General features: G+C 72.8%; 19 protein-coding genes and 1 pseudogene. 12 read left to right on the top strand and 8 right to left on the bottom strand.

Features of this window, described 5'->3' with window-relative positions; all coding sequences use genetic code 11:
- The first annotated feature begins 92 nt into the window (after positions 1–92).
- The 4 genes and pseudogenes from ABZV00_RS15050 (at position 93) to ABZV00_RS15035 (ending at position 5395) form a co-directional block, all read left to right on the top strand.
- Positions 93–1079 (top strand): phosphate acyltransferase PlsX, encoded by a 987-nt coding sequence (locus ABZV00_RS15050; RefSeq protein WP_355606022.1) that lies wholly within the window; start codon positions 93–95, stop codon positions 1077–1079.
- Positions 1076–1795 (top strand): annotated as a pseudogene (rnc, locus tag ABZV00_RS15045) (ribonuclease III); the annotation flags it as partial. The gene ABZV00_RS15050 and the pseudogene rnc, both read left to right, overlap by 4 nt.
- Before the next feature lie 289 nt (positions 1796–2084).
- Complete coding sequence (mutM, locus tag ABZV00_RS15040) at positions 2085–2942, top strand: bifunctional DNA-formamidopyrimidine glycosylase/DNA-(apurinic or apyrimidinic site) lyase (RefSeq protein ID WP_355606019.1); 858 nt, start codon at positions 2085–2087, stop codon at positions 2940–2942.
- A 233-nt stretch (positions 2943–3175) separates the two neighbouring features.
- Positions 3176–5395, top strand: coding sequence for an MMPL family transporter (locus ABZV00_RS15035; protein ID WP_328424487.1), 2220 nt, complete (start codon positions 3176–3178; stop codon positions 5393–5395).
- 84 nt (positions 5396–5479) lie between these two features.
- Here ABZV00_RS15035 and ABZV00_RS15030 read toward each other — a convergent pair whose 3' ends face one another.
- Together ABZV00_RS15030 and ABZV00_RS15025 are read right to left on the bottom strand one after the other, a co-directional pair.
- Positions 5480–6325 carry an endo alpha-1,4 polygalactosaminidase gene (locus tag ABZV00_RS15030; RefSeq protein ID WP_355606016.1) on the bottom strand — a complete coding sequence of 282 codons (846 nt, stop codon included), beginning with the start codon at positions 6323–6325 and terminating at the stop codon, positions 5480–5482.
- 120 nt (positions 6326–6445) lie between these two features.
- Positions 6446–7579: a CAP domain-containing protein gene (locus ABZV00_RS15025; RefSeq protein ID WP_355606381.1), complete on the bottom strand. Its 1134-nt coding sequence runs from the start codon at positions 7577–7579 to the stop codon at positions 6446–6448.
- 391 nt (positions 7580–7970) lie between these two features.
- Here ABZV00_RS15025 and ABZV00_RS15020 point away from each other — a divergent pair, with 391 nt between their 5' ends.
- From ABZV00_RS15020 to ABZV00_RS15010, 3 genes are all read left to right on the top strand, one after another.
- Complete coding sequence (locus ABZV00_RS15020) at positions 7971–8165, top strand: hypothetical protein (protein ID WP_007456482.1); 195 nt, start codon at positions 7971–7973, stop codon at positions 8163–8165.
- A gap of 369 nt (positions 8166–8534) precedes the next feature.
- Positions 8535–12149, top strand: coding sequence for a chromosome segregation protein SMC (smc, locus tag ABZV00_RS15015; protein ID WP_328424491.1), 3615 nt, complete (start codon positions 8535–8537; stop codon positions 12147–12149).
- Positions 12149–12769 (top strand): HAD-IA family hydrolase, encoded by a 621-nt coding sequence (locus ABZV00_RS15010; protein ID WP_328424493.1) that lies wholly within the window; start codon positions 12149–12151, stop codon positions 12767–12769. Before smc ends, ABZV00_RS15010 begins: the two co-directional genes overlap by 1 nt.
- Positions 12770–12776: 7 nt before the next feature.
- On the opposite strand, the gene ABZV00_RS15005 is transcribed toward ABZV00_RS15010, so the two are convergent.
- From ABZV00_RS15005 to ABZV00_RS14985, 5 genes are all read right to left on the bottom strand, one after another.
- Complete coding sequence (locus ABZV00_RS15005) at positions 12777–13298, bottom strand: DinB family protein (RefSeq protein ID WP_355606012.1); 522 nt, start codon at positions 13296–13298, stop codon at positions 12777–12779.
- Between the two features lie 44 nt (positions 13299–13342).
- Positions 13343–13837: a universal stress protein gene (locus tag ABZV00_RS15000; protein ID WP_355606009.1), complete on the bottom strand. Its 495-nt coding sequence runs from the start codon at positions 13835–13837 to the stop codon at positions 13343–13345.
- An 11-nt stretch (positions 13838–13848) separates the two neighbouring features.
- Positions 13849–15468: an MDR family MFS transporter gene (locus ABZV00_RS14995; protein ID WP_355606007.1), complete on the bottom strand. Its 1620-nt coding sequence runs from the start codon at positions 15466–15468 to the stop codon at positions 13849–13851.
- A gap of 146 nt (positions 15469–15614) precedes the next feature.
- The gene (locus tag ABZV00_RS14990) at positions 15615–16055 is read right to left on the bottom strand and encodes a MarR family transcriptional regulator (RefSeq protein ID WP_355606004.1); all 441 of its coding nucleotides are present in this window, start codon (positions 16053–16055) and stop codon (positions 15615–15617) included.
- A 26-nt stretch (positions 16056–16081) separates the two neighbouring features.
- Positions 16082–17794, bottom strand: a complete 1713-nt coding sequence (locus ABZV00_RS14985; protein ID WP_355606001.1) for an alkaline phosphatase D family protein — start codon at positions 17792–17794, stop codon at positions 16082–16084.
- 83 nt (positions 17795–17877) lie between these two features.
- Here ABZV00_RS14985 and ftsY point away from each other — a divergent pair, with 83 nt between their 5' ends.
- From ftsY to ABZV00_RS14960, 5 genes are all read left to right on the top strand, one after another.
- Complete coding sequence (gene ftsY / locus ABZV00_RS14980; RefSeq protein WP_328424502.1) at positions 17878–19065, top strand: signal recognition particle-docking protein FtsY; 1188 nt, start codon at positions 17878–17880, stop codon at positions 19063–19065.
- Positions 19066–19071: 6 nt separating this feature from the next.
- Entirely contained in the window at positions 19072–19935 is an 864-nt protein-coding gene (locus tag ABZV00_RS14975; RefSeq protein ID WP_328424504.1) for an aminoglycoside phosphotransferase family protein, read from the top strand.
- A gap of 275 nt (positions 19936–20210) precedes the next feature.
- A complete protein-coding gene (locus ABZV00_RS14970; RefSeq protein ID WP_328424506.1) occupies positions 20211–21623 on the top strand; it encodes an ammonium transporter in 1413 nt (470 codons plus the stop codon).
- A 25-nt stretch (positions 21624–21648) separates the two neighbouring features.
- Positions 21649–21987 carry a P-II family nitrogen regulator gene (locus ABZV00_RS14965; RefSeq protein WP_007456507.1) on the top strand — a complete coding sequence of 113 codons (339 nt, stop codon included), beginning with the start codon at positions 21649–21651 and terminating at the stop codon, positions 21985–21987.
- Between the two features lie 17 nt (positions 21988–22004).
- The gene (locus ABZV00_RS14960; RefSeq protein WP_355605996.1) at positions 22005–24335 is read left to right on the top strand and encodes a [protein-PII] uridylyltransferase; all 2331 of its coding nucleotides are present in this window, start codon (positions 22005–22007) and stop codon (positions 24333–24335) included.
- Positions 24336–24701: 366 nt separating this feature from the next.
- Here the strand turns inward: ABZV00_RS14960 and ABZV00_RS14955 are convergent.
- Positions 24702–25031 (bottom strand): transposase (locus ABZV00_RS14955; RefSeq protein ID WP_355605993.1); only part of this gene is annotated, 330 nt, incomplete at its 5' end.

Here is a 25031-nt window from a genome sequence, read left to right as displayed (position 1 = left end):
CGACCCCAGGTCGGGCGGCGCGCGCACCCTGGCATTCGCCCGGTGCCCCGGCTCCCTCCGACGCCGGCCGGCCTACTCCGGTCGACGTCCCGGTGGAGCCGGGCACCGCGCGGATCGCCGTTGACCTCCTCGGCGGGGACGACGCTCCCGCCGTCGTGGTTGACGGCGCTCTGCGTGCCGTGCGCGCCGACCCCAACCTGCATCTGCTGCTCGTCGGCCCGAGTGAGGTGGCCGACGAGCTGATTGCTGCCCTCGATCCGGCCCAACGGGCCCGGATCACGGTGCGGCCGGTTCGCGACGCCGTCGGCATGGCCGACCATCCGAGCGCCGCCCGCGCGGAGAGCACCGTCCGGGCCGCTGTCACCGCCGTCCGCGACGGCACCGCCGACGCCCTGGTCTCCGCAGGTGCCACCGGCGCGACCGTCACCGCCGCCGTGCTCGGCCTCGGCCGCTGGCCGGAGATCCGCCAACCCGCCCTGGTCGCCACCCTGCCCGCCGTCGCCGGGCCGGTCGTCCTGCTCGACGTCGGCGGCTCGCTGGAGCCCCGTCCGGCCACCCTCGCCCGGCACGCCGTGCTCGGCGCCGCGTACGCCGCGGTGGCGCACTCGATCGCCGAGCCTCGGGTCGGGCTGCTCTCCGTCGGCACCGAGGCCGGCAAGGGCGACCGGGTTCGCCGTGCCTCCGACCCCTTGCTCGCCGTCGAGCCGCTGCCCCGCGGGGCGCGCTACGTCGGCCTGGTCGAGGGGTACGACGTGGCCCTCGGCGCGCGCGCCGATGTGGTGGTCACCGACGGCTTCACCGGTAACGTGCTGCTGAAGGCGATCGAGGGCGCGTACGCGATGGCCGGCGGCCCGCCCGTCGGTGGTGTCGCCCCCCGCGCCGCCGTCCTGCTCGGAGTGGCCGGAACGGTGGTCGTCTGCCACGGCGCCGCCCGTGCCGACGACGTCGCCTCCGGCATCGCCCTCGCCGCCCACCTGTGGCGGCGGCGCGCCACTGACCTGATCTCCGCGTTGCTCGACGGCGACGCCGCGACGGACCGCACAGACCGTTCCACCGACACCGAGGTACGCACATCATGAGCAACGACAAGCGGCGGCAGGCGTCCGTCGGTCACCTGGAAGCCGCCTTCGGCGTGAGCCTGGAACCCGACCTGTTGCAACGCGCGCTGACCCACCGCTCGTACGCGTACGAGAACGGCGGCCTGCCGACCAACGAGCGGTTGGAGTTCCTCGGCGACTCGGTGCTCGGCGTGGTGATCACCACAGCGCTCTTCCACAACCATCCGGACCTGCCCGAGGGGCAGTTGGCCAAGCTGCGGGCCAGCGTGGTCAACATGCGCGCGCTCGCCGATGTGGCCCGTGGTCTGGGCCCGGACGGCCTCGGCGCGTACCTGCTGCTCGGCAAGGGCGAGGAGACCACGGGCGGCCGGGACAAGGCGAGCATCCTCGCCGACACCCTGGAGGCGCTGCTCGGCGCGATCTACCTCCAGTACGGGCTGGACACCGCCGGGATCGTCATCCACCGGCTCTTCGACCCGCTGATGGCCGAGTCGGCCGGTCGGGGCGCCGCCCTGGACTGGAAGACCAGCCTCCAGGAGCTGACCGCGGCGCTCGGGCTCGGCGTGCCGGAATACCGCATCGAGGGCACCGGTCCGGACCACCTCAAGACGTTCACCGCCTGGGTGGTGGTGGCCGGCAACCGGTACGGCGGCGCCGAGGGGCGCAGCAAGAAGGAGGCCGAGCAGCGGGCCGCCGAGGCGGCCTGGAGGATGCTCGCCGACCAGGACGACAAGGACGATCAGGACGGCCAGGACGGCCAGGCCGGAGCGGACGGACGGACCAACCTGGACGGCTCGGCCGACCGCGAGGGGCCGATCGGGCCGATGGAGCGGGCCGCACGGGTGGCCCGGACCGAGGAGGCCGACCACGCGGCGCAGGCCATGCCCGCCGACGTCGCGGCGGAGCGGGCCAACGGCGCCGGTCCGAGCAGCAATGGCGCGGGTCCGGCCGCCGACGGCAACGGTGCCCAGACGGCCGGCGCCGACCGGGCCGGAGCCACCGAAGGCCGTGAGACGGGGCGACGCCGTGCCTGAGCTGCCCGAGGTGGAGACCGTCCGGCTGGGGCTGGCGCAGTGGGTCACCGGCCGCCGGATCGCGTCGGTGGAGGTTCGTCACCCCCGCGCGGTCCGCCGGCACATCCCCGGCGGCGTGCACTTCGCCGACGTGCTCGCCGGCCGGACCGTGCTGGACGTCCGCCGCCGCGGTAAGTACCTGTGGCTGCCCCTGGACAGCGGCGACGCGGTGATCGGGCACCTCGGGATGTCCGGTCAGCTGCTGCTCCAGCCACCCGGCACGCCGGACGAGACCCATCTGCGGGTGCGGTTCCGGTTCGCCGACGATGGGCCCGAGCTGCGCTTCGTCGACCAGCGCACGTTCGGCGGGCTCTCGGTCAGCGAGGGCGGTGCCGAGCTGCCCGCGGAGATCGCGCACATCGCCCGCGACCCGATGGACCCGGAGTTCTCCGACGCGGCTTTCGTCGCCGCGCTGCGCCGCCGGCGGACTGAGGTGAAGCGGGCTTTGCTCGACCAGACCCTGATCTCCGGCGTGGGCAACATCTACGCCGACGAGGCGCTCTGGCGCGCCGGGCTGCACGGTGCCCGTCCCACCGACGCGCTGACCGGCCCGGCCGCGCAGCGCCTGCTCGGCCACGTCCGCGACGTGCTCGCTGAGGCGATCAAGGAGGGCGGCACCAGCTTCGACGCCCTCTACGTCAACGTCAACGGCGAGAGCGGCTACTTCGACCGGGAGCTGAACGTCTACGGCCGGGAGGGTGAGCCGTGCCGGCGGTGCGGCGCGCCGGTCCGCCGCGAGGCGTTCATGAACCGGTCCTCGTACAGCTGCCCACGCTGTCAGCCGCGGCCCCGGGGTTCCCTTCGGGGATGACCCGGAGTCGGCTCCGGGTCGGTGCCGGCGGGTCGCGGCCGACCGCTCCGGGCTGGACCCCGGCGGTTGTCCGAATCGCGGGCTGATGCCCGCCGCGCCGCACCGAGCGGTCCCTTCGACGTGGGGGGACCGGACTCCGGGGACGGCCGGGGCCGATCCCCGATGCGTCCGCCTCGTCACGTCCCTAGCGTCAGCACCGTTGACAGGGGGCTGACGTGACAGGGGGACCCGAGATGGGGACGAGACCGGTGACGGTGCGGATGGCGCGGTGGAGCGCCGAGCACCCGTGGCGGGCGATCGCGCTGTGGGCCGTGTTCGTGGCGGTGTGCTTCGTCGGTGGCAACGCCGCCGGCCTCAACGAGGCGACCAGCGGCGACCAGGCGATCGGGGAGGCGGGCCGGGCCGGCCTGATTGTGGACGCCGGCGCCTTCGAAGACCCGGCCGTGGACAACGTCCTGATCACCTCCCGGGGCGGCGCACTGGACCCGGCGGCGGCGAAGGCGGCGGCGGACGATGCGGCGGCCCGGCTGCGTACGGTCACCGGGGTCGCCGAGGTCGGTCAGCCGGTCCTCTCCCGGGACGGCTCGGCGCTGCTGTTGCCGATCACCATGTCCGGTGACCCGGACACCGCGTCGGACCGGGTGCAGCCGCTGCGCGACGCCACCGCCACCGTGCAGGATGCGCACCCGCAACTGCGCGTCGAGCAGGTCGGTGGGCCGTCGATCGGGCAGGCCCTCGACGACACCCTGGGCAAGGACTTCAAGCGCGCCGAGCTGCTCAGCCTGCCGGTCACCCTGGCCATCCTGATCATTGCGTTCGGCGCGCTGATCGCGGCCAGCGTGCCGGTGCTGCTGGCGCTCTCCTCGGTGGCTGCCGCGATGGGTCTGTCCACCCTCGCCTCGCACCTGGTGCCGGCCACCGACACCACCGCCCCCGTGATCCTGCTGATCGGTATGGCGGTCGGGGTCGACTACTCGCTGTTCTACGTCCGCAGGGAGCGGGAGGAACGCGCCAAGGGCCGCTCCGGGCTGGACGCGGTGGAGATCGCGGCGGAGACCTCCGGGCACGCCGTGGTGGTCTCCGGCTTCGCCGTGATCATCTCGATGGCCGGGCTGCTGCTCGCCGGCGACGTTGTCTTCTCGTCGCTCGCGGTCGGCTCGATCCTGGTGGTCGCGGTCGCGGTGGTCGGCTCGCTGACCGTGCTGCCCGCTCTGCTGGCCAAGCTCGGTCGCTGGGTCGACCGGCCCCGGGTGCCGCTGCTCTGGCGACTGACCGCGCCGCGCGCCGGCCGGCACGGCGAGCCTCGCTCGCCCCGGCTCTGGCCGGCGGTGCTCCGGCCCGCGCTGCGCGCCCCGGTGCCGACCCTGGTCATCTCGGTCGGTCTGCTGCTCGCGCTGGCCTCCCCGGCGCTCGGCATGAAGCTGAAGTTCCCCGGCATGGAGGACCTGCCACGCACCACCCCGGCAATGCAGGCGTACGACCGGCTCACCGCCGCCTTCCCGAGCACCGGCACCAACCACGTGGTGGCCGTCCGGGCACCGGCCGAGCAGGCCGACCGGGTCCACGCCGCGCTCACCGACCTGGCCGCCCGGGCCGCCGGCGACCCGCTGTTCGCCCCCACGGAGACGGACGGCCCGAAGATCGAGGTGTCGGCCGACCGGCGGGTGTCGGTGCTGGACGTCGCCACCCCGTACGCCAGCCGCGACGACCGCTCCGTGCAGTCGCTGGAGAAACTGCGTGAGGACCTGGTCCCGGCCGAACTGCGGGACATCCCGGGCATCGAGTACGCGGTCGGCGGCGGTGTGGCCGACAGCGAGGACTACGCACAGCACATCCGGGACAAGCTGCCGCTGGTGATGGGCTTCGTGCTGGTGCTCACCTTCCTGGTCATGATGTTCACGTTCCGTTCGGTGGTGGTGGCGGCCAGCTCGATCGCGTTGAACCTGCTCTCCGCCGGTGCCGCGTACGGGCTGCTGGTGCTGATCTTCCAGGGCGACTGGGCGGCCGGGCCGCTCGGCTTCACCTCGATGGGTGCGATCGTGTCCTGGCTGCCACTGTTCCTCTTCGTGGTGCTCTTCGGCCTCTCGATGGACTACCACGTCTTCGTGGTCAGCCGGATCCGCGAGGGGATCCGGGCCGGCATGTCCAACCGGGACGCCGTGGCGTACGGGATCACCTCGTCGGCTGGCGTGGTGACCAGCGCGGCGATCGTGATGGTCGGGGTGTTCTCGATCTTCGCCACGTTGAGCACGATCGACATGAAGCAGCTCGGCATCGGCCTGGCGGCGGCGATCCTGCTGGACGCCACGATCATCCGGGGCGTGGTGTTGCCGGCGCTGATGACCATGCTTGGCGACGCGAACTGGTGGACTCCGCGCTTCCTTCGGCGGCGTCCGGCGCCCGCGCCCACCGAACCGCCGGCCCCCTCCCCGGAGTTGGTGGCGGTGCCCTGACCCGCACGTGCCGCCGGGCCGAGCCGCGACCGCGGCCCGGCCCGGCGGTGTCTCACCGTCGCGCCCCGGTCGGCCCTCGAACGTTCAGGGCAGCGGGCAGGCTGCCCGCCAGGCGTCCAGCGCCCGTTCCTTACGGATCGACGCGAAGCCGTAGCCGACGGTGGTGACGCAGAAGTCGTCGGTCGAGCCGGTGTACTCGACGTGGAAGACCGGCTTGCCGGCGTCGGCGAACGGCAGCAGCTTGGCGCACTGGTCCAGCCGGACGCACTCCTCGTTGACCGCGAAGTCGAAGTCCGGGGCCAGCGCGGCGAGCTGCGGCACGTCGTTGACCAGCCCGGGGGAGAGGTCCAGCGACCGGGCCAGCTGCGCCAGTCGGCGGTTGAACAGCAGTTGGTCGTCGAAGTCGAGCGGGAAGCCGCTGCGAGACGCGTACCCGTCGGCGTCGGCCAGCGCCACCGCGCCGAAGCCCTTGCCCCGGCAGAGCCGGAACCGGTCGGCCAGCACCGGCTCCAGCGCGTCCCACCCCCGGACGTCCAGCCACCGGCTGCCGGGCCGGCGGCCGTCCGAGCCCTGTACGGCCACCGGGAACCGGCTGGCGTCCGGGTCGACCGAGCGGACCGAGCCGACGTGCACCTGGCAGATCAGCCGGCGCTCCCGGGAGCGCAGCTCGGCGGTCTGGGCGGCCGTGGTGGCCACCGGGTCGAGCAGGAAGACGTCGGCGTCCACCGCCGGGTCGAGCGTGCCGCTGAGCTGCCACTGCCACTGCCAGTGGCGGGCCTGGTCGGACGGCCACGGGGTGGGCGCACCGGGCGGGGTGTGCAGGTCGACCCGGCAGCCGTACGCCGGCACCACCAGGACGAGCGCGACGGCGGCCGACAGGATCCGGCGCAGCGGGCGTACGGCGGCGCGTCGCCGCGGCCGGATCCGCATCGGCAGCTCCCGGGTCGCGGGCGGCCCGTCGCCGCCCTCACCGGTACGCCGACGCCCCCACGCTCCGGCCCGACGTACCTCACCGGGTCAAACGAGCGCGGGGGCGGGAACGACGCGCGGTCAGCGCGGCGCCGCGAAGACCTGCGTCCAGTACGGACCGTTGCTGCTGGCGATGCCGACGCCGATCTCGGTGAAGGCGCAGTTCAGGATGTTGGCCCGGTGGCCCGAGCTGTTCATCCAGGCGTCCATCACGGCGGCCGGGGTCTTCTGGTTCCACGCCACGTTCTCGCCGTAGGTGCGCCAGGTGTAGCCGACACGGTCCAGCCGGACGCCGGCGTTGCTGCCGTCGCTGCCGGTGTGCGACATGTTCTGGTGGTCGGCCTGATCCTGGCTGTGCCGTTGTGCCGCGGTCATCAGCTTGTCGTCGATGCTCAGCGCCTTGCAGCCGGCCTTGGTGCGCTCGGCGTTGACCAGGTTCACCACCTCTTGGGCCTGGGCGCTGACGGTGCCGCTGGAGCCGGAGCCCGAGCCTGTGGTGGTGCTCGGCGCGCTGGTGCGCGGGGTGCTGCGCCGCGAGGCGGCGGTGGTCCGCGATGACTCCGGGGTCGGCTTGACGACCTTGCTCGGCGTCGGGCTCGGCCGGGCCGGGCTGGGCGAGCCGGTCGGGGAGGGCGCGACCAGGTTGTCGCCCACCGGCTCCTCGGTCGGCACCGCCGGGGCGGCGGCGAGGGTGTCGTCGACAGCGCTCGGCTCGCTGGCCGCGCCGTCTCCGCCGGGCAGGGCGAGCGCGCCGACGCCGAAGCTCACCACGAGGGTGGCCGCTGCGGCGGCGCCGCCGATCATCAACGGGCGGCGCCAGCGCCGCTGGGACCGGTGCCGGCCCTCGTTGGAACGGCCCGCACCGGTCGTATCGGTCTGCCAGCCGCCGGTCGGCTCGTCGCCAGCGTCGGTGCTCCAGCCGCCGGTGGTCTCCTCGAGCGGGCGGCTGGCGCGCCAGTCACCGGTCGGCTCGTCCCCCGGCCGGTTGGCGGGCGCGTACGCCGGCCAGGCAGCGGTGGGGCCGTCGGCCGGCCCGGCGGGGGCCGCCGGTTCCGACTGCCAACGGCCGGTGGGCTCCGCGCGGTGCCATTCGTCGCCGGGTTGGTCGGGGTCGTCTCCGAACAGGTACGCCGAACGGGGTTCCGGGCGGTCGCTCAGCCAGTCCGGCTCGTCGGTCGGCCGCTCAGCGCGCCGCGGGGCGCCGTTCGGGTCCATCGGGTCGGTCCAGCCGTACACGCACTGCCTCCACGGGGTCGGTTATAGGCCGAGGTGACGCTACGACTAGCCCGTTACCTGCGGCAACGTGGCTAAGGAAGAGTTAAGGGGAAGTCGGACGCCAAGGTGCGGACTTCCGGCAATCACGGCGTACAGTAAAGGTGTCCGGACAGAGAGTGTCCGTGCCTTGAGGCAGCCCCCCGACAAGTGGACAGGTCGACGTAGAGATGATCTACGGCCTGCGAGAACTTGACGAAGGAGGGGTTTGCGGCTCAATATATAGGTGTCGCCAGTCGCGCCCGGTCATGCCCAGATACAGCTGGAATGACAGCCGCGTACAAATGGGCGCGCGTTGGCCGGCCTTTCCGGCAGCGCATATCAAGGAGTCAGCATGGCGAAGGCCCTCTACGGCCACGTAGGTGCAGCGCCCGACCGGCGTCTGCTCGACGAGGTCACCCGACTGCGTGCCAGGGTTCAGGCACTGGAGTTCGAGATCACGCGTCTGCGTGCCGACAATGATCGGCTCGCGGCGGCCGCGGCGGAGGCGGACGACCTGCTCCGTCTGGCCGAGCCGGCGCTGACCTGATCTTCGGGGTCGGAAAACTGAATCGCACCATCGCAAAAATGCGCGCCGACACCTCTGTGCCGGCGCGCAACGCTGTCCGGCTCCTATCGCGGACGACGATTTATGATCTTGTCGCTGACCGCTTGGGAACCGCGCCGACTGTTTCCGAAAAGGTGTCGGCCGGCTGGTCGATCATGAATGGTGTTTGCCTTTCTCGTCACCACCGCAACAACAGCGCGACCGGCTCGCGGTCGCGTCCCGCACTCACGACGGGTGTGACCCGGGGCGGGTCGAGTGCCCGACCGTTCCCGCCACCGGGTTAGTCTGCGGGTTCACCCAGGTCCGCGCAGCCGGCGACGGTACGGCGGCCACCGGACGAGGATCGAGAAGGTGTATCTCAAAAGCCTGACGGTCAAGGGCTTCAAGTCCTTCGCCTCCGCCACGACGTTGAAGCTGGAGCCCGGGATCACCTGCGTGGTGGGCCCCAACGGCTCCGGCAAGTCCAACGTCGTCGACGCCATCGCCTGGGTGCTCGGCGAGCAGGGCGCCAAGGCGCTGCGTGGCGGCAAGATGGAGGACGTGATCTTCGCCGGCACCGCCGGCCGGGCGCCGCTGGGTCGCGCCGAGGTCACCCTCACCATCGACAACACCGACGGCGCGCTGCCGATCGAGTACACCGAGGTCTCCATCACCCGCCGGATGTTCCGCTCCGGCGAGAGCGAGTACGAGATCAACGGCAGCACCTGCCGGCTGCTGGACATCCAGGAGCTGCTGTCCGACTCCGGCATCGGCCGGGAGATGCACATCATCGTCGGCCAGGGCCGGCTCGACGGCATGCTGCACGCCAAGCCGGAGGACCGCCGGGCGTTCATCGAGGAGGCGGCCGGCGTCCTCAAGCATCGCAAGCGCAAGGAAAAGGCGCTGCGCAAGCTCGACGCGATGCAAGTAAATCTCAACCGGCTGACCGACCTCACCGCCGAGCTGCGCCGCCAGCTCAAGCCGCTGGGCCGGCAGGCGGAGGTGGCCCGACGTGCCGCCGCCATCCAGGCCAACCTGCGCGACGCCCGGCTGCGGCTGCTCGCCGATGACCTGGCCACCCTGCGGAGCACCCTCGATCGGGAGATCGCCGACGAGACCGCGGTGCGGGAGCGGCGCGAGCAGGTCGAGGCCGAGCACGCCGAGGTGCAGGGCCGGCTCGGTGAGCTGGAGGCCGCGCTGGCCGAGGACGCCCCGCTGCTCGCCGCCGCCCAGGACACCTGGTACAAGCTCTCCGCCCTGCAGGAACGCTTCCGCTCGATCGAACAGCTGGCCCGGGAGCGGCTGCGGCACCTGAGCACCAGCGGCGACGACGAGCGGACCGGCCGCGACCCGGACCAGCTGGAGGCCGAGGCTGAGCGGGTCCGCGAGCAGGAGGAAGAGCTGCGCGGGGCGCTCACCGACGACCAGATCCGACTGGCCGAGGCGGTGGAGCACCGCCAGGAGCTGGAACGGCAGCTCGCCGCCGCCGAACGGGAACTGGTCGCCGCCGCCAAGGCCATCGCCGACCGGCGGGAGGGCATGGCCCGGCTCACCGGCCAGGTCAACTCGGCCCGGGCCCGGACCACCAGCGCCGGCGAAGAGATCGAACGGCTCGCCGTCGCCCACGCCGACGCGCTGGGCCGCGCCGAGCAGGCGCAGGCTGACCTGGACGCGGTGGCCGCGCAGTCCACCGAGGCGGATCGGGACAACGCCGACCTGGACGCCCGGCACGCCGAGGCGGTCGCCGTGCAGGACCGGGCACAAGCCACCGCCCGGTCGCTGGCCGACGCCGAGCGGGCGGCGGAGAAGGACGCGGCCACCTGGAAGGCCCGGGAGGAGGCGCTCGCCCTGGGCCTGCGGCGCAAGGACGGCGCGGGTGCGCTGCTCGCCCGTGCCGGCGACGTGCCCGGCCTGCTCGGCAGCCTCGCCGGGCTGCTCACCGTCGCGCCCGGGAACGAGGCCGCGCTGGCCGCCGCGCTCGGCGGCCTCGCCGACGCGGTCGCCGTCAGCGGGGTGGACGAGGCCGTCGAGGCCATGCGGCTGCTGAAGATCTCCGACGCCGGCCGGGCCGGCCTGCTGGTCGGCAGCCCCGCCGGGCCGGGCATGACCGGCTCCGCCGACGCGCTCCGGCCGAAGCTGCCCGACGGGGCCCGGTGGGCACCCGACCTGGTGGAGTGCAGCGCCGAGCTGCGCCCCGCCGTGCACCGCGCGCTGCGCGACGTGGCGCTCGTCGACGATCTGGCCGCCGCCGCCGAGCTGGTCGCCGGCAACCCCGAACTGCGCGCCGTCACCCCGGACGGTGACGTGGTCGGGGCGTACGCGGCGGCCGGTGGGTCGGCCAAGGCGCCCAGCTACATCGAGGTGCAGGCTGCCGTCGAGGAGGCCCGCACCAACCGGCTCGCCGCCGAGCGCAGCGGCGCGGAGCTGCGCGACCAGCTCGTCGAGGCGCGTGCCGAGGTGACCGCCGCCAAGGAGGCCGTGCAGCACGCCGCCGCCGAGAAGCGCGAGGCGGAGAGCCACCGCAACGCCGCCGCCCGCCGGCTGGCCGAGCTGGGCGCGGCGGCCCGCTCGGCAAAGGCGGAGACCGACCGGCTCGGTGAGTCCCGGGCCCGCGCCGAGGCGGCCCGGCAGCGGGACCTCACCGCGCTCGACGAGCTGGAGGAACGGCTGCGGCTGGCCGAGGAGACCCCGGTCGACGCCGAGCCCTCGGCCGAGGAGCGGGACCAGCTCGCCGCGATGGTGCCGCAGGCCCGGCAGAACGAGATGGAGGTCCGGCTCGCGGTGCGTACCGCCGAGGAGCGCGTCTCCTCGATCGCCGGCCGGGCCGACTCGCTGGCCCGGCAGGCCACCGCAGAGCGCGCAGCCCGGGAACGTGCCGCGGCCCGGCGGGCCGCACGCACCCGGGGCGCGGGCATCGCCCGGGCCGTCGCCGGCGGCGCCCGGGAGGCGCTCACCCGGCTCACCACCTCGATCGCGGCAGCCGAGGAGCACCGCGACGCGGTGGCCCGGGAACGGGCCGCCCGCGAGGCGGAGCTCCAGGAGGTACGCGGGGCCGCCAAACGGTTCGGCGCGGAGCTGGAGCGGCTGACCAGTCAGGTGCACCGGGACGAGGTGGCCCGCGCCGAGCAGCGGCTGCGCATCGAGCAGCTGGAGGCCAAGGCGGCCGAGGACTTCGGGCTGGACGTGGAGACCCTGGTCGCCGAGTACGGCCCCACCCAGCCCGTCCCGCCCACCCAGGCCGACGTCGCGGCCGCCGAACGTGACGGGCTGCCGGTGCCCGAGCCGGTCCGCTACGAGCGGCCGGTGCAGGAGAAGCGGGCCGGCAAGGCGGAACGCGAACTGGCCCTGCTCGGCAAGGTCAACCCGCTCGCGCTGGAGGAGTTCGCCGCGCTGGAGGAGCGCTACAAGTTCCTCTCCGAGCAGTTGGAGGACCTCAAGGCCACCCGGCGGGACCTGCTCACCGTGGTCAAGGACGTGGACGAGCGGATCCTGGAGGTCTTCGCCAGCGCGTTCGAGGACACCGCGCGGGAGTTCGAGCAGGTGTTCACCGTGCTCTTCCCCGGCGGCGAGGGCCGGCTGATCCTCACCGACCCGGAGGACCTGCTCACCACCGGCGTCGAGGTCGAGGCCCGCCCACCCGGCAAGAAGATCAAGCGGCTGTCCCTGCTCTCCGGTGGCGAGCGGTCGCTCACCGCGGTGGCCATGTTGGTGGCGATCTTCCGTGCCCGGCCCAGCCCGTTCTACATCATGGACGAGGTGGAGGCGGCCCTGGATGACGTGAACCTGGGCCGGCTGATCACGTTGCTGGCACAGTTGCGGGAGAAGAGCCAGCTGATCGTCATCACCCACCAGAAGCGGACAATGGAGATCGCGGACGCGCTATACGGAGTGACCATGCGCAGCGGCGTCACCCAGGTGATCAGCCAACGGCTCAACCGGGCCGACGAGGACGACCAGCGGCAGGACCGCGGCGAGGAGTACAGGTAGTGGCTCGGGAACGCGCGACGGCGCTCCTGCTGGATCTGGACGGCGTGCTGCGCCGGTTCGACCCGGCGGTGGCCGCCGGGGTGGAACGGGAGTTCGGCCTCGCCGACGGGGTGCTCACCGAGATCGCCATGCAGTGGGGGCGGCTCCAGCCGGTGCTCACCGGTCAGGTCAGTCACGCCGACTGGGTGAGCAGCGTGGCCGATGCGCTGGCCGAGCCGGCCGGCGGTCCGGACCAGGCCCGGGCGGCGGTGGAGCAGTGGCAGCGCTACCGGGGCGAGGTGGACACCGAGGTGCTCGACTTCGTCCGTGAGGTACGCGCCGCCGGGATCCGGGTCGGACTGGCCACCAACGCCACCGACCTGCTCGACGCCGACCTGGCCGCACTCGGCCTCACCGACGAGGTCGACGTGGTGGTCAACTCCTCCACGCTGGGCGTGCACAAGCCGGCACCGGAGTACTTCCAGGCGGCCTGCGCGGCACTGGGCATCCTGCCGGCCAAGGTGCTCTTCGTCGACGACGAGGACTGGGCGATCCGGGGCGCCCGCGCGGCCGGGCTGTCGGCGCACCGCTGGGGCGGCCACGGCGACCTGCGCTACCTGCGGGCGGCGCTGGCGTACTGAGCGCGGGTCACTCGCCGGTGGCGCCGTCGATGCGTTCCCGGATCAGGTCGGCGTGGCCGTTGTGCCGGGCGTACTCCTCGATCATGTGCACGTAGACCCAGCGCAGGTTGAAGACGCGCTTCTTGGCACCGACCTCGGTGAAGGTCTCGTCGAGCGAATGCCCGGCGGCGGCCTCCCGGGCCAACGCCACCTCGCGGTGGAAGATCGCGAAGTCCGCCTCGGCGTCGGCGGCGCTGACGTCGTGATCGGCGTCCGGCGTCTCCGGGGTGAAGTACGGGTAGTCGACCGGTTGGCCGGCGAAGCTCTCCCGGAACCACCAGCCCTCCACCTCGGCCAGGTGCCGGACCAGGCCGAGCAGGGTCAGCCCGGAGGGCGGCACGCTGGGCGTGCGCAACTGGTCCTCAGTGAGCCCGGCGCACTTGAGCAGCAGCGTCTGGCGGTGGTAGTCGAGCCAGCCCTCGAGCATCGTGCGCTCGTCGCCGACGTACGGTTCGGGGGTCCGGGTGATCTCCGGTGCGGTCCAGGTCATGCCGCGTATCCTGCCCGGCGGCCCGGACAGCCCGCGACCGGTTGTCAGGGCACCACGACGACGGGCCAGCGCCCGGTGCGGACCAGACGGGTGGCAACCGAGCCAACCAGCCGGTGACCGGCCTGCTCGGAGGCGCCCACCACCACCATGTCGGCCTGGAACTCGTCGGCCGCCGCCCGCAGCTCGCCGTACGCGTCGCCGCGCCGGCACAGGAAGGTCACCGGTACGCCCAGCTCCTCGGCCCCGCGCCGGCACTCCCGGCGCAGCTCGTCGGCCAGCTCGTCGTGGGTCCGCTGCACCGCGCCGGCGTCCATCCCGGGCACCAGGGCGGTCAACCCGCTCGCTGAGCTGACGAAGACCACCACCAACGCGGCACCCTGCCGGCGGGCCAGGCCGGCGGCGTACCAGCCGGCCCGCTCGGAGGTGCGGGTGCCGTCCACGCCGACCAGGACCACCCGGGGCCCGTCCGTGCCGCGTTCGAACGGCAGCGGGCGGGTCCGGGGGCCGTACTCCTCGCGGTCCGGTGCTCCCACGCTCATGGCTGGCTACCTCACCTCTGCTCGCCGGTACGGACCACGGCGGCACCAGCGCCGGCCGCGATGGTTGATTCTTGCTCGACCTCGGCGCCGACCGGGGAGCTGTTGTGCTGCCGCAGCGGCACCTCCTTGATGAAGCTCACCGCGATCAGCGCGATCAGCGCGAAGGGGGCGGCGGCCAGGAAGATGTCGCCGGCGCCGTGACCGTAGGCGCTCTCCACCACTGCCCGGATCGGGCCGGGCAGGGTGTGCACGTCGGGCAGGACACCACCGCTGCCCGAGCTGGACGCGGAGATGCCGAGCCGGGCCAGGCCGTCTGACGTGTAACCCGTGACCTTGTGGGCGAGCACCGCGCCGAGCGCGGAGACGCCGATCGCGCCGCCCAGGCTGCGGAAGAACGCCACCACCGAGCTGGCCGCGCCGAGCTCGTGCGTGCCGACGGTGTTCTGCACGGCGAGGACCAGGTTCTGCATGGTCATGCCCAGGCCGATGCCGACCAGCGCCATGTAGACGCTGAGCAGGGTGAAGCTGGTGTCGGCCCGGAGCGTGCCCATCATCGCGAAGCCGACGGTGAGCAGCGCAGTGCCGATCACCAGGAACCGCTTCCAGCGGCCGGTACGGGTGATGATCCGGCCGCTCAGCGTCGAGGAGACCAGCAGGCCGAGGATCATCGGCAGGGTCATCAGGCCGGACATGGTCGGGCTCTGGCCGCGGCTGATCTGGAAGTACTGGCCGAGGAAGACCGAGGCGCCGAACATGCCCACGCCGACCGCGATGCTGGCGACGACGGCCAGGGTGATGGTGCGGTTGCGGAACAGCCGTGGCGGGATCATCGGCTCGGCGGCCCGGGTCTCCACCCGGATCGCCAGCGCGGCGAGCGCCAGGGCTCCGACCACCATGGCGACGCTCTGCCAGGAGGCCCAGGCGAACTGGTTGCCGGCGAGCGAGACCCAGATCAGCAGCAGCGAGACGGCCGCGGTGATCAGCGTGGCGCCCCACCAGTCGATCTGTGCCTTCCGCTTCACGACGGGCAGGTGCAGGGTCTTCTGGAGCACGACCAGCGCGGCGATGGCGAACGGCACGCCGACGTAGAAGCACCAGCGCCAGCCGAGCCACGAGGTGTCCACGATCACGCCGCCGATCAGCGGGCCGCCGATGGTGCCGACGGCCATCACGGCGCCGAGGTAGCCGCTGTAGCGGCCGCGCTCGCGGGGCGCGATCATGGTCGCCATGATCACCTGGGCCAGCGCGGTGAGGCCGCCGGCGCCGATGCCCTGGAGCACCCGGCAGGCGATCAGCTCTTCGGTGCCCTGCGCGGCGCCGGCCAGCACCGACCCCAGCACGTAGATCCCCAGAGAGAGCTGGACCAGGAGCTTCTTGCTGGCGAGGTCGGCGAGCTTGCCCCAGATGGGGGTGGTCGCGGTGGTCGCGAGCAGGGCCGAGGTGACCACCCAGGTGTACGCGGACTGACCGCCGTGCAGCTCCGTGATGATCCGCGGCAGCGCGTTCGAGACGACCGTGGAGGAGAGGATCGCGACGAACATGCCCAGCAGCAGGCCGGAGAGAGCCTCCAGAATCTGCCGGTGGGTCATGTCGACGCCGGTCGCCCGGGTGGGCGCTGTCGCCTGGCTCATCGTTGCTGCCTCCGAGTGGAGTCGAGGTGGAACGGCGGAGGCCTGCGGTGCGGCGGCCGCCTGGGAGTTGCCTGAGGCAACCATGCCTCTTGGTTGCCTCAAGCAACAACTTGTCGGAGGGGAGGAACATTCCGGGTCGGCGGGGGTCATTTCCGGGTGTCGTTGAACCGGCCGAGAAGCCGGGCGAACTCCTCGACGTCCCGGGCTGGCCAGTCGTTCAGGGTGCGCAGGAACTCTCCCACCCGTGCGGACCGGGCGGCATCGAACCGGCGCTGGCCCTCCTCGGTGAACCTGATCTGCGCGGCCCGCCGGTCGCTCGGATCGGGGTCGCGGCGGACCAGGCCGAGCGCTTCCAACCCGTTGATCTGCCGGCTCAGCGTCCCCTTGCCGACCCCGAGCCGCGCCGCCAACTCGGTCAACCGGATCGACCCGCTCCGGCGCAGCCAGAGCAGCAGCCCGTAGGTGTTCGGTTCGAGGTTCGGGTGCACCTCCCGGCCGATCTCCCAGGAAACCGCCCGACCACGGCGCAGCAGGGCGGTCAGTTCGTGCTCGACCGCCCGGATCGGCTCCGACAGGTGCTCGTCCACGGGCTCAAGACTACGGTCGGGTCGGATCAGCCGTCGTGGGAGAGTCGGCGGGCCATCACCGGGCGTAGTCGTCCGTCACTCGTGGTGCCCTCGATGGTCACATCGGCCCCCCGGCCCCGATGGGTCAGCGTGGCCACCGCGTTGCCGAAGTACGGGCCGGCCAGCTTGCGCCAGCGCACCCCTGGGCGGCGGACACCGGCTGAACGGGCCAGCGCCCGGGCGGCCCCGGCCGGGCCGGACGACCAGCCCAGCCGCATCACGGGACGCATGCCGGCCGGTACCTGGTTGTGGATCGGCGAACAGGTGAGCTGGTGCACCGGGGTGACCACCGTCGGATCGGCGAACCGGGCCCTCGCCACGTACGAGTGGTGCACGTCACCGGAGAGCACGCTGATCGACGCTGGCGGGGCGTACGCCGGCCCTGCGCCGACCCGCGCGCCGGGCTCGCTCGGCGTGCCGGTGCCGATCCGGGCGAAGGTCTCCGCGAGCGCCTCGAAGGATTGCCGGAAGGCCGCCCAGTGCTCCAGGTCCAGTGCGCGGCGCAGCTTCTCCGCCCCGCGGGCCACCCAGGGCCGGTGCGAGTCGGCCAGCTTCTCGTTCCACGCCTCGACGTGGTGGATGCCCTGCGGCAGCAGCCAGGGCAGCGAGGCGCCGACCACCAGGTGGTCGTAGACCCCGTGCGCCTGGTCGAGGAACCAGGACCACTCGCCCGGCGGAAGCATGGCCCGGTTGCCCTGGTCGAGCACCCGGCTGCACCGGTTGTCCAGCATGACCAGCCGGGTCCGGCCCAGGTCCAGTGCGTAGCTCCACTGGTACTGCACCGCGCGCCAGCGCTCGGTGTCGTGCGCCAGGTCGGACTCCTGGTCGACCCGGTGCCCGAACTCCCGCAGCACGCCGGTGGCGTCCTCGGCGGCCACGACCTTGGCGAAGACCGGGTCGGCGGCGACCTCGTCCGGGGAGAGGTTGCCCAGGTGCTGGTAGACCCAGTACGAGGCGAGCCCGCTGCCGATCCGCTCGGCCCACCACGGTTGCTCGCGGAGCTCCGCCCGCCAACTGGCCGAGGTGTTCCAGTCGTCGATGATCTCGTGGTCGTCGAACATCATCACGCTCGGCACGGTGGAGAGCAGCCAGCGGATCTCCGGATCCCGCCAGGACTCCAGGTAGAGCTTGGTGTACTCGTCGAAGCTCACCACCTGGTCGGCCGGAGCGCCCTTCGGCCGCCGCCGGCGCCGGCGCAGCAGCCGGCGCACCGTCGGCGAGGTGACGTCGGCGTAGACCTGGTCGCCGAGCAACACCAGCAGGTCGGGCCGCGCGGCCGACTCCGGGTCGGCCATCAACCGCCGGGCGTACGCGTCCAGCGCGTCCGGCGGGAGCTTGCGGGTGGTGGCGTGCTGGGTGGTCTCCCGGCATGAGCCGAAGATCAGGCTGACCGGCTGATCCCGGTCGTCGGCGGCCCGGGTGCGGATCACGCTCGGCGGGAAGCCACTGCTCGGCACCGGCCAGACAACCTCGTCGTCGACCAGCACCTCGTAGGTCGTCGCGCTGTCCGGGGTGAGCCCCTCCACCACCACGAGCGCGTAGTGGTGGTCGTACGCCGAGAAGGTGGGTGCGGTGCCGCCGGCGCCGGACGCGGTGCGGACGGTGACCACGGCGGGCGCCGCCGTCTCCACCCAGATGGTCGCCCGGGTGCCCACCACGCGCCGCAGGAGGGGGCCGATGAGCAGGTGTGGGGCGGGCATGCGGCCGAGCCTACCGCCGGTTCCTGGCACCGCTCGGGTGCGGTGGCTGGGACGCCATCGCCGGCATCTGACAGGATTCCGGCATGGCCGAATATCTCGTCCTCGTTCTGGTCCTGCTCGGTGTGCTGATCGTCGGCACAGTCGGGCTGGTGGTGCCGCGACTGCGGCGGCGGCCACAGCCTCCGCTACCGCGCACCGAGGTCGATACCCGGGCCGAAGAGGATCTCGCGGGCCCGCCGGTCGAGGCACCGGAGTCCGATCTGTCCACCGGTGTCCTGGTCGAGCCGCCGGTCATCGAGGCGCCCGCGCCGGCCGTGGAGGTGCCCGAGCCGACCGCCGGGCGGCTGGTCCGGCTCCGGTCCCGGCTGTCCCGCTCACAGAACGTCTTCGGCAAGGGCCTGCTCGGTCTGCTCGCCCGCGACCACCTCGACGAGGACGTCTGGGAGGAGATCGAGGACAGCCTCATCACCGCCGACGTCGGCGTCGACGCCACCCGCGACATCGTCGACCGGCTGCGCGAGCGGACCAGGGTGCTCGGCACCCGCTCGGCCTCCGAGCTGCGCGCGCTGCTCGCCGCCGAACTGGTCAACGCGCTGGACCCGAGCCTGGACCGGTCCCTGCGGACCGCGCCGAAGGACGGCGTGCCGGCGGTGCTGCTGGTCGTCGGCGTCAACGGCGCCGGCAAGACCACCACCTGCGGCAAGATCGCCCGGGTGCTGGTGGCCGACGGCCGCAGCGTGCTGCTCGGCGCGGCCGACACCTTCCGGGCCGCCGCCGCCGACCAACTGGAGACCTGGGGGTCGCGGGTCGGTGCGGAGACCGTCCGCGGCCCGGAGCGCGCCGACCCGGCCAGCGTCGCCTTCGACGCGGTCAAGCGCGGCATCGACACCGGCGTGGACACCGTGCTCATCGACACCGCCGGTCGCCTGCAGAACAAGATCGGCCTGATGGACGAGCTGGGCAAGGTCAAGCGGGTCGTGGAGAAGCAGGGGCCGATCGACGAGACACTGCTCATCCTGGACGCCACAACAGGGCAGAACGGCCTGGAACAGGCACGGGTCTTCACCGAGGTGGTCAATGTGACCGGCGTGGTGCTGACCAAGCTCGACGGCACCGCGAAGGGCGGCATCGTGATCGCCGTGCAGCGCAAGCTCGGCATCCCGGTGAAGCTCGTCGGCCTCGGTGAGGGCAAGGACGATCTGGCCCCGTTCGACCCGGCGCAGTTCGTGGACGCGTTGCTGGGGACCGAGGCCGCCGGACGGGACGCGTAGTCTCGGGTGACCACCGACGATCGCGCGTACGCGGGCTGGCGCGACCCCGGCCACCCCTCGCAGCGCCTCGGGAGACCGTACGTGACTTCGCAGGAGATCCCGCTGCACGGCGGCAACGTGAGCACCGTGGTCCGGGTCGGAGACACGGTCCGCCGCAACGCCGGGCCGTGGACCCCGTCCGTGCACGCCCTGCTGCGGCACCTGGAGTACGTCGGGTTCACCGGCGCCCCCCGGGCGCTCGGCATGGACGAGCGCAACCGCGAGGTGCTGTCGTACCTGGAGGGGGAGTGCGGGGAGTACCCGCTCGCCCCGCACTGGGTGACCGACGAGGCGCTAGTCACCGTCGCCACCATGCTGCGGATGTTCCACGACGCGCAGTATGGCTTCACCCCGCCGCAGGGGGCGGTCTGGCGCTCGTTCGGGCCGCCGCCACCGGACACCGAGGTGATCTGCCACCACGACGCCGCGCCGCACAATGTGATCTGGCGGCCGGACGGCACGCTCGGGCTGATCGACTTCGATCTCGCCTCGCCGGGTTCCCGGATCTACGACGTGGCGTACGCCGCCTGGACCTGGGTGCCGATCTTCGCCGACCGGGACTCGATCACGCTGGGCTGGAAGCGTCCGGACCGGCCGCGCCGGCTGCGGCTCTTCGCCGACGCGTACGGGCTGATCCCCCGGGACCGGCACCGGCTCATCCGGACCATCCGCAAGCGGATCGTGGACCACGTCGAGGGGATCCGCCGGATGGCCGCCGCCGGTGAGCCGGCCTTCGTCCGGATCGTGCACAAGGGGCACCTGCGCCGGCCGATGCGCGACCTGCGGCTGCTCGACTACGAGCGGCACGCGCTGGAGAACGCCCTCCGCTGAGCCCTGGCCGGTCGATGCCCGGCCGGCCTCGGTGAGCGCGTCGGTCGATGTGCCTGCCCGGTCAGCCATCGGCGTACGTCGTCTGGATGATCCACCACCGTCCATGCCGCTGGCTGTGCGGACTTCGTGACACGTACGAAACAACCCGTCACGAAACGGAAACCGGCACGAGACCCTGGGTGAAACAGCCGGCCGCGAAGCTTCCGCGCAACCGGCCTACGGGCGACGCTGCCCCGGAAAGCCGCGAAGGAGGACTTCACCTTTAGGAGGCCAGCGTGCCTGAAGCACCGACGATCGACGGCGCCAATACCGTTTGGCTGCTGGTTTCGACCGCGCTCGTGCTGCTCATGACCCCGGGACTGGCGCTGTTCTACGGCGGCCTCAACCGGGCCAAGGGCGTACTCAACATGATGATGATGAGCTTCTCCGCCATTGGGCTCATCTCTATTCTGTGGTGGTTCTACGGCTTCAGCGTCGCCTTCGGGACCGACGTGAACGGATTCTGGGGCGACCCGGGCGCGTACCTCGGCACCAAGACCTTCCTCGCCGAGACCGACCTGTGGGGCGCGACGGCGGAGAACCCCAGCGGCATCGGGGTACCGCTCTACGTGTTCATGGCCTTCCAGATGGTCTTCGCGGTGATCACCGTCGCGCTGATCAGCGGTGCCATCGCCGACCGGGCCAAGTTCGCCGGCTGGCTGCTGTTCGCCTTCGGCTGGGCCACCCTGGTCTACTTCCCGGTCGCCCACTGGGTGTGGGGCGGCGGGATCATCGGCGGTGACATCCACGCGTTGGACTTCGCCGGTGGCACCGCGGTGCACATCAACGCCGGTGCGGCCGCGCTGGCCGTGGCGCTGGTGCTCGGCAAGCGGCTCGGTTGGCCGCGCGAGGGCATGAAGCCGCACAACATCCCGCTGGTCGCGCTCGGTGCGGGCCTGCTGTGGTTCGGGTGGTTCGGGTTCAACGCCGGTTCGGAGCTGACCGTCGACTCGGTCGCCGGGCTCGCCTTCATCAACACCCAGCTCGCCACAGCGGCGGCGGTGCTCGGCTGGATCGCGGTCGAGTGGATCAAGGACCGGAAGCCGACCATGGTCGGCGCCTCGTCCGGTGCCGTGGCCGGCCTGGTCGCCATCACCCCGGCCTGCGGTTTCATCGCACCCTGGGCCGCCGTCCTGCTCGGCATCGTCGCCGGAGCCGTGTGTGCGCTCGCCGTCAGCCTCAAATACAAGCTCGGCTACGACGACTCTCTCGACGTGGTCGGCGTGCACTTCGTCGGCGGTTGGATCGGGTCGCTCTGGCTCGGTCTCTTCGCCACCAACTCGGTCAACGCCGCGATCAGCGACGTGGTGGGTGCCTCGGACGGCCTCTTCTACGGCGGCGGCGCGACCCAGCTGGGTCGGCAGGCGCTCGCCGGCCTGATCGTCTCCGTCTGGTCGTTCGGCATCGCCTGGGTGCTCGCCTTCGTCATCGAGAAGACGATCGGCTTCCGCGTCAAGGGCGAGGCTGAGGTCGATGGCATCGACATCGCCGAGCACGCCGAGAGCAGCTACGACCTGTCCCCGGCCGGCGGCGGCACGGGCAGCGCGTTCGCGATGGCCGGCATCGGCACCCCCGGCGGCGGCGCGGCGAGCGGTGCCAAGCCGGAGGCGGACTCCGCCGAGCCGGTCAGCGCGAAGGTCGCCGGTTAACGTTCCTGGGATGGAGGGGTTGGACATGAAGCTGGTGACCGCAGTCATCAAGCCGTACCAACTGGACGCGGTGAAGGAGGCTCTGCACGCCCTCGGGGTGGCCGGGCTGACCGTCAGCGAGGTACAGGGGTACGGGCGGCAGAAGGGGCACACCGAGGTCTACCGGGGTGCCGAGTACACGGTCGAGTTCCTGCCCAAGATCCGGGTAGAGGTGCTCACCGACGAGATCGACGTGGAAAAAATCGTGGACGCCATCGTCGGGGCTGCCCGCACGGGCAAGATCGGCGACGGCAAGGTCTGGGTCACCGGTGTCGAGGAGGTCGTCCGGGTGCGTACCGGCGAGCGCGGCCTCGACGCACTCTGACCCGGACCACGACCGACATGACCTCGTTGATCAAGGGGAACGCGTCAGGGCACGCCGGTGACGGCGACGCGGACCTTTTGATCAACGAGGTCGTCGGCGTACCCGGGGGGATCGGCGAGCCGGCCCGGCTGGCCCGTGCCGCGGCGTACGACAGGTTCCTGCGGGGGTTGCTGCCCGAGGGTGACGGGGTGGCGCTGGTCGCCGTCGGCGGGCTGGGCCGGCGGCAGTGCGCCCCGTACGGCGATCTCGACCTGGTGCTGCTGCACGCCGGGGTGCCCGGCACGGACGAGCTGGCCGCCTCGGTCTGGTACCCGATCTGGGACGCCGGCCTGCGGCTGGACCACTCGGTGCGTACCGTCGCCGAGGCGCTCTCGGTGGCCCAGGACGACGTCAAGGTCGCCCTCGGGCTGCTCGACGCCCGGCTGGTGGCCGGTGACCGGTCGCTGGCCGACGCACTGATCCGCACCGCCGCCGACCACTGGCGGCGGACCGCCGTCCGCCAGCTGCCCGGGCTGCGGGAGGTCACCGCCGCCCGCTGGCAGGCCCACGGCGAGCTGGCCTTCCTGCTGGAGGGTGACCTCAAGGAGGCCGCTGGCGGGCTGCGTGACGTGGGGCTGCTGCGGGCGATCTCCGCCGCCGGGATCACCGACGCGCTGCGCCCCGCCGTGCGCGCCGCCCACCTGCGCCTGCTGGACACCCGGGACGGCCTGCACCAGCAGGTCGGCCGCCGGGTCGACCGGCTGGTGGCCCAGGAACGGGACGGGGTGGCCGCGCTACTCGGCCTCCGACAACTCCAGCTGGGCGGGTCTGACCCCGCGCGGCGACCCGGAGCCGTCGTCGAGGACGGTGACACCCTCCTGCGTCGGGTCGCCGGCGACGCGCGCACGGTCAGCCACGCCCTGGACGACGCCTTCCGGGCCGCCGACCGGCTGCGTTCGGGCCGTTCCCGGGGCGGGAACACCCGCCCCGCCCGCCGCCCGGTGGCCCGGGACGTGGTCGAGCACGACGGCGAGCTGGTCCTCGCCCGCACGGCGATCGGCGCACGCCCCGACCCGAGCCTGTCGCTGCGCGTGGCCGCCGCTGCGGCGGCCACCGGACTGCCGATCGCCCGTGCCACCTGCGAGTGGTTGGCGGCGTACTGCCCGCCGTTGCCCGCGCCCTGGCCGGCCGAGGCCCGGGCCGCGCTGACCACCCTCCTCGGCGCCGGGCCCGGCCTGGTGCCGGCCTGGGAGACCTGCGACCGGTACGGGCTGGTCGACGGCTGGCTGCCCGAGTGGACCCGGCTGCGCAGCCTGCCCCAGCACAACCCGGTGCACCGGTACACCCTCGACCGGCACCTGGTGCAGACCGCCCACGAGGCCAGCCGACACGCCCGCGAGGTGGACCGTCCGGACCTGCTGCTGCTGGGCGCACTGCTGCACGACATCGGCAAGGGGTTGCCCGGTGACCACAGCAAGGTCGGCGTACCGCTGGCCGAGGCGGTGGCGACCCGGATCGGTCTACCCACTGCCGAGGCCGAGCTGATCGGCAAGCTGGTCCGGCTGCACCTGCTGCTGCCCGACGTGGCCACTCGCCGGGACCTGGCCGACCCGGTCACCATCGCCTCGGTGGCCGAGGCGGTCGGCGACACCGGCACCCTCGACCTGCTGCACGCGCTGGTCCGCGCGGACGCGGCGGCCACCGGGCCGGCAGCCTGGTCGGACTGGAAAGGTCGACTGGTCGCAGAGCTGGTCGCCCGGGTGCGCACCGCGCTGGACACCGGCGTGCTGCCCGAACCGCCGGCCCCGGACCCGGCGCTGCTGGCCGGGCCACTGCCGGTTGTCCACCTGACCGGGGACCGGGTGGCGGTGGCCGCCGCGGACCGTCGGGGCCTGCTCGCCACGGTGGCCGGCTGCCTGGCCCTGCACCGGCTGGAAGTGATCTCCGCGGACGCCTCCGCGGTTGACGGGCGCGCCCTGGTCGAATGCCGGGTGCAGCCCCGCTACGGGCTGCCGCCGGACCCGGTTTCGCTCCGCGCCGACCTGCGCAGAGCGGTCGCCGGCGATGTGTCGGTCACCCAGCGGCTGCGCGGCCGTGCGCTCGCCGCCCGGAGCGGCGGCGCGGCTCCCCGGGTGGTCTGGCACCGTGAGGCGGCCACCGACGCCGTGCTGCTGGAGCTGCGCGCCGCGGACGCCGCCGGGCTGCTCTACCGGGTCACCTGCGCGCTCGACGAGGCTGGCGCCCTGGTCCGCGCGGCCCGCATCTCCACCCTCGGAGCCGACGTGGTCGACGCCTTCTACCTGGTGGGCGGCTGGCCGGACGACGCCACCCGGTCCCGCCTGGAGGCCGCAGTCCTGGCCGCCGTCTGACCCACCATCGGAGCCACCCGCCACCCGGCCCTGCGACCGGGTGTGGGCCGCGCTTGCTTCCCGGTCCGGTCCGGTCCGGCGCCTCCCGGTCCGGCGGCGACTCCCGGCCCGGCGGCGCGGCGCGTGCTTCCCGGCCCCTGCGCGGCGCTTCCCGGCCCTGCGCGGCGTGGGCCTGGCCGCCGCGCTGCCCTCGGATCTCGTGCGTGCTGCAGACGCCCCGGGGGTAGTCGCTGTCCGGCTGCCGCGCGCGGTGCCCCCTGGATGCTCGGCCGCCGGACGCTCGTACCAGACCCGGTCACTCCCACGAGCGTGATACCTCAGGGGCATATTTATGGGTCTTGTGTTGGATGTGTGGGTCGTTGGTGATCATCTTGCGGGGAGTTGGGGTCGGTGGCCGCCGAGGCTGAGCATGGCCAGGGCGATGAGGGCGTCGGGTGAGTGGAACCCGAAGGCCATCCGGGTGATCAAACGGATCTTGGCGTTGACGGATTCGATGCGGCCGTTGGACAGGCCGTGTTCGATGGACGCGATGATGGCGTCGCGGTGACGCACCACGCGGCGTTGCAGGTCGACGAAGACGTCGATGCGGCTGCGGCGGGCCCATCCGATCCACCGGTCGAGGGCTTCGACCGCGGCGGTCGGGCTGGTCTTGGCCAGGGTGAACACCAGTCGTAGGCCTTCCTTCAACGCCCATGC

Source organism: Micromonospora sp. NPDC005173 (assembly GCF_040608515.1).
In the GTDB taxonomy this organism is placed as follows: Bacteria; Actinomycetota; Actinomycetes; order Mycobacteriales; family Micromonosporaceae; genus Micromonospora.
This window is presented reverse-complemented; position numbering and strand designations above follow the sequence as displayed.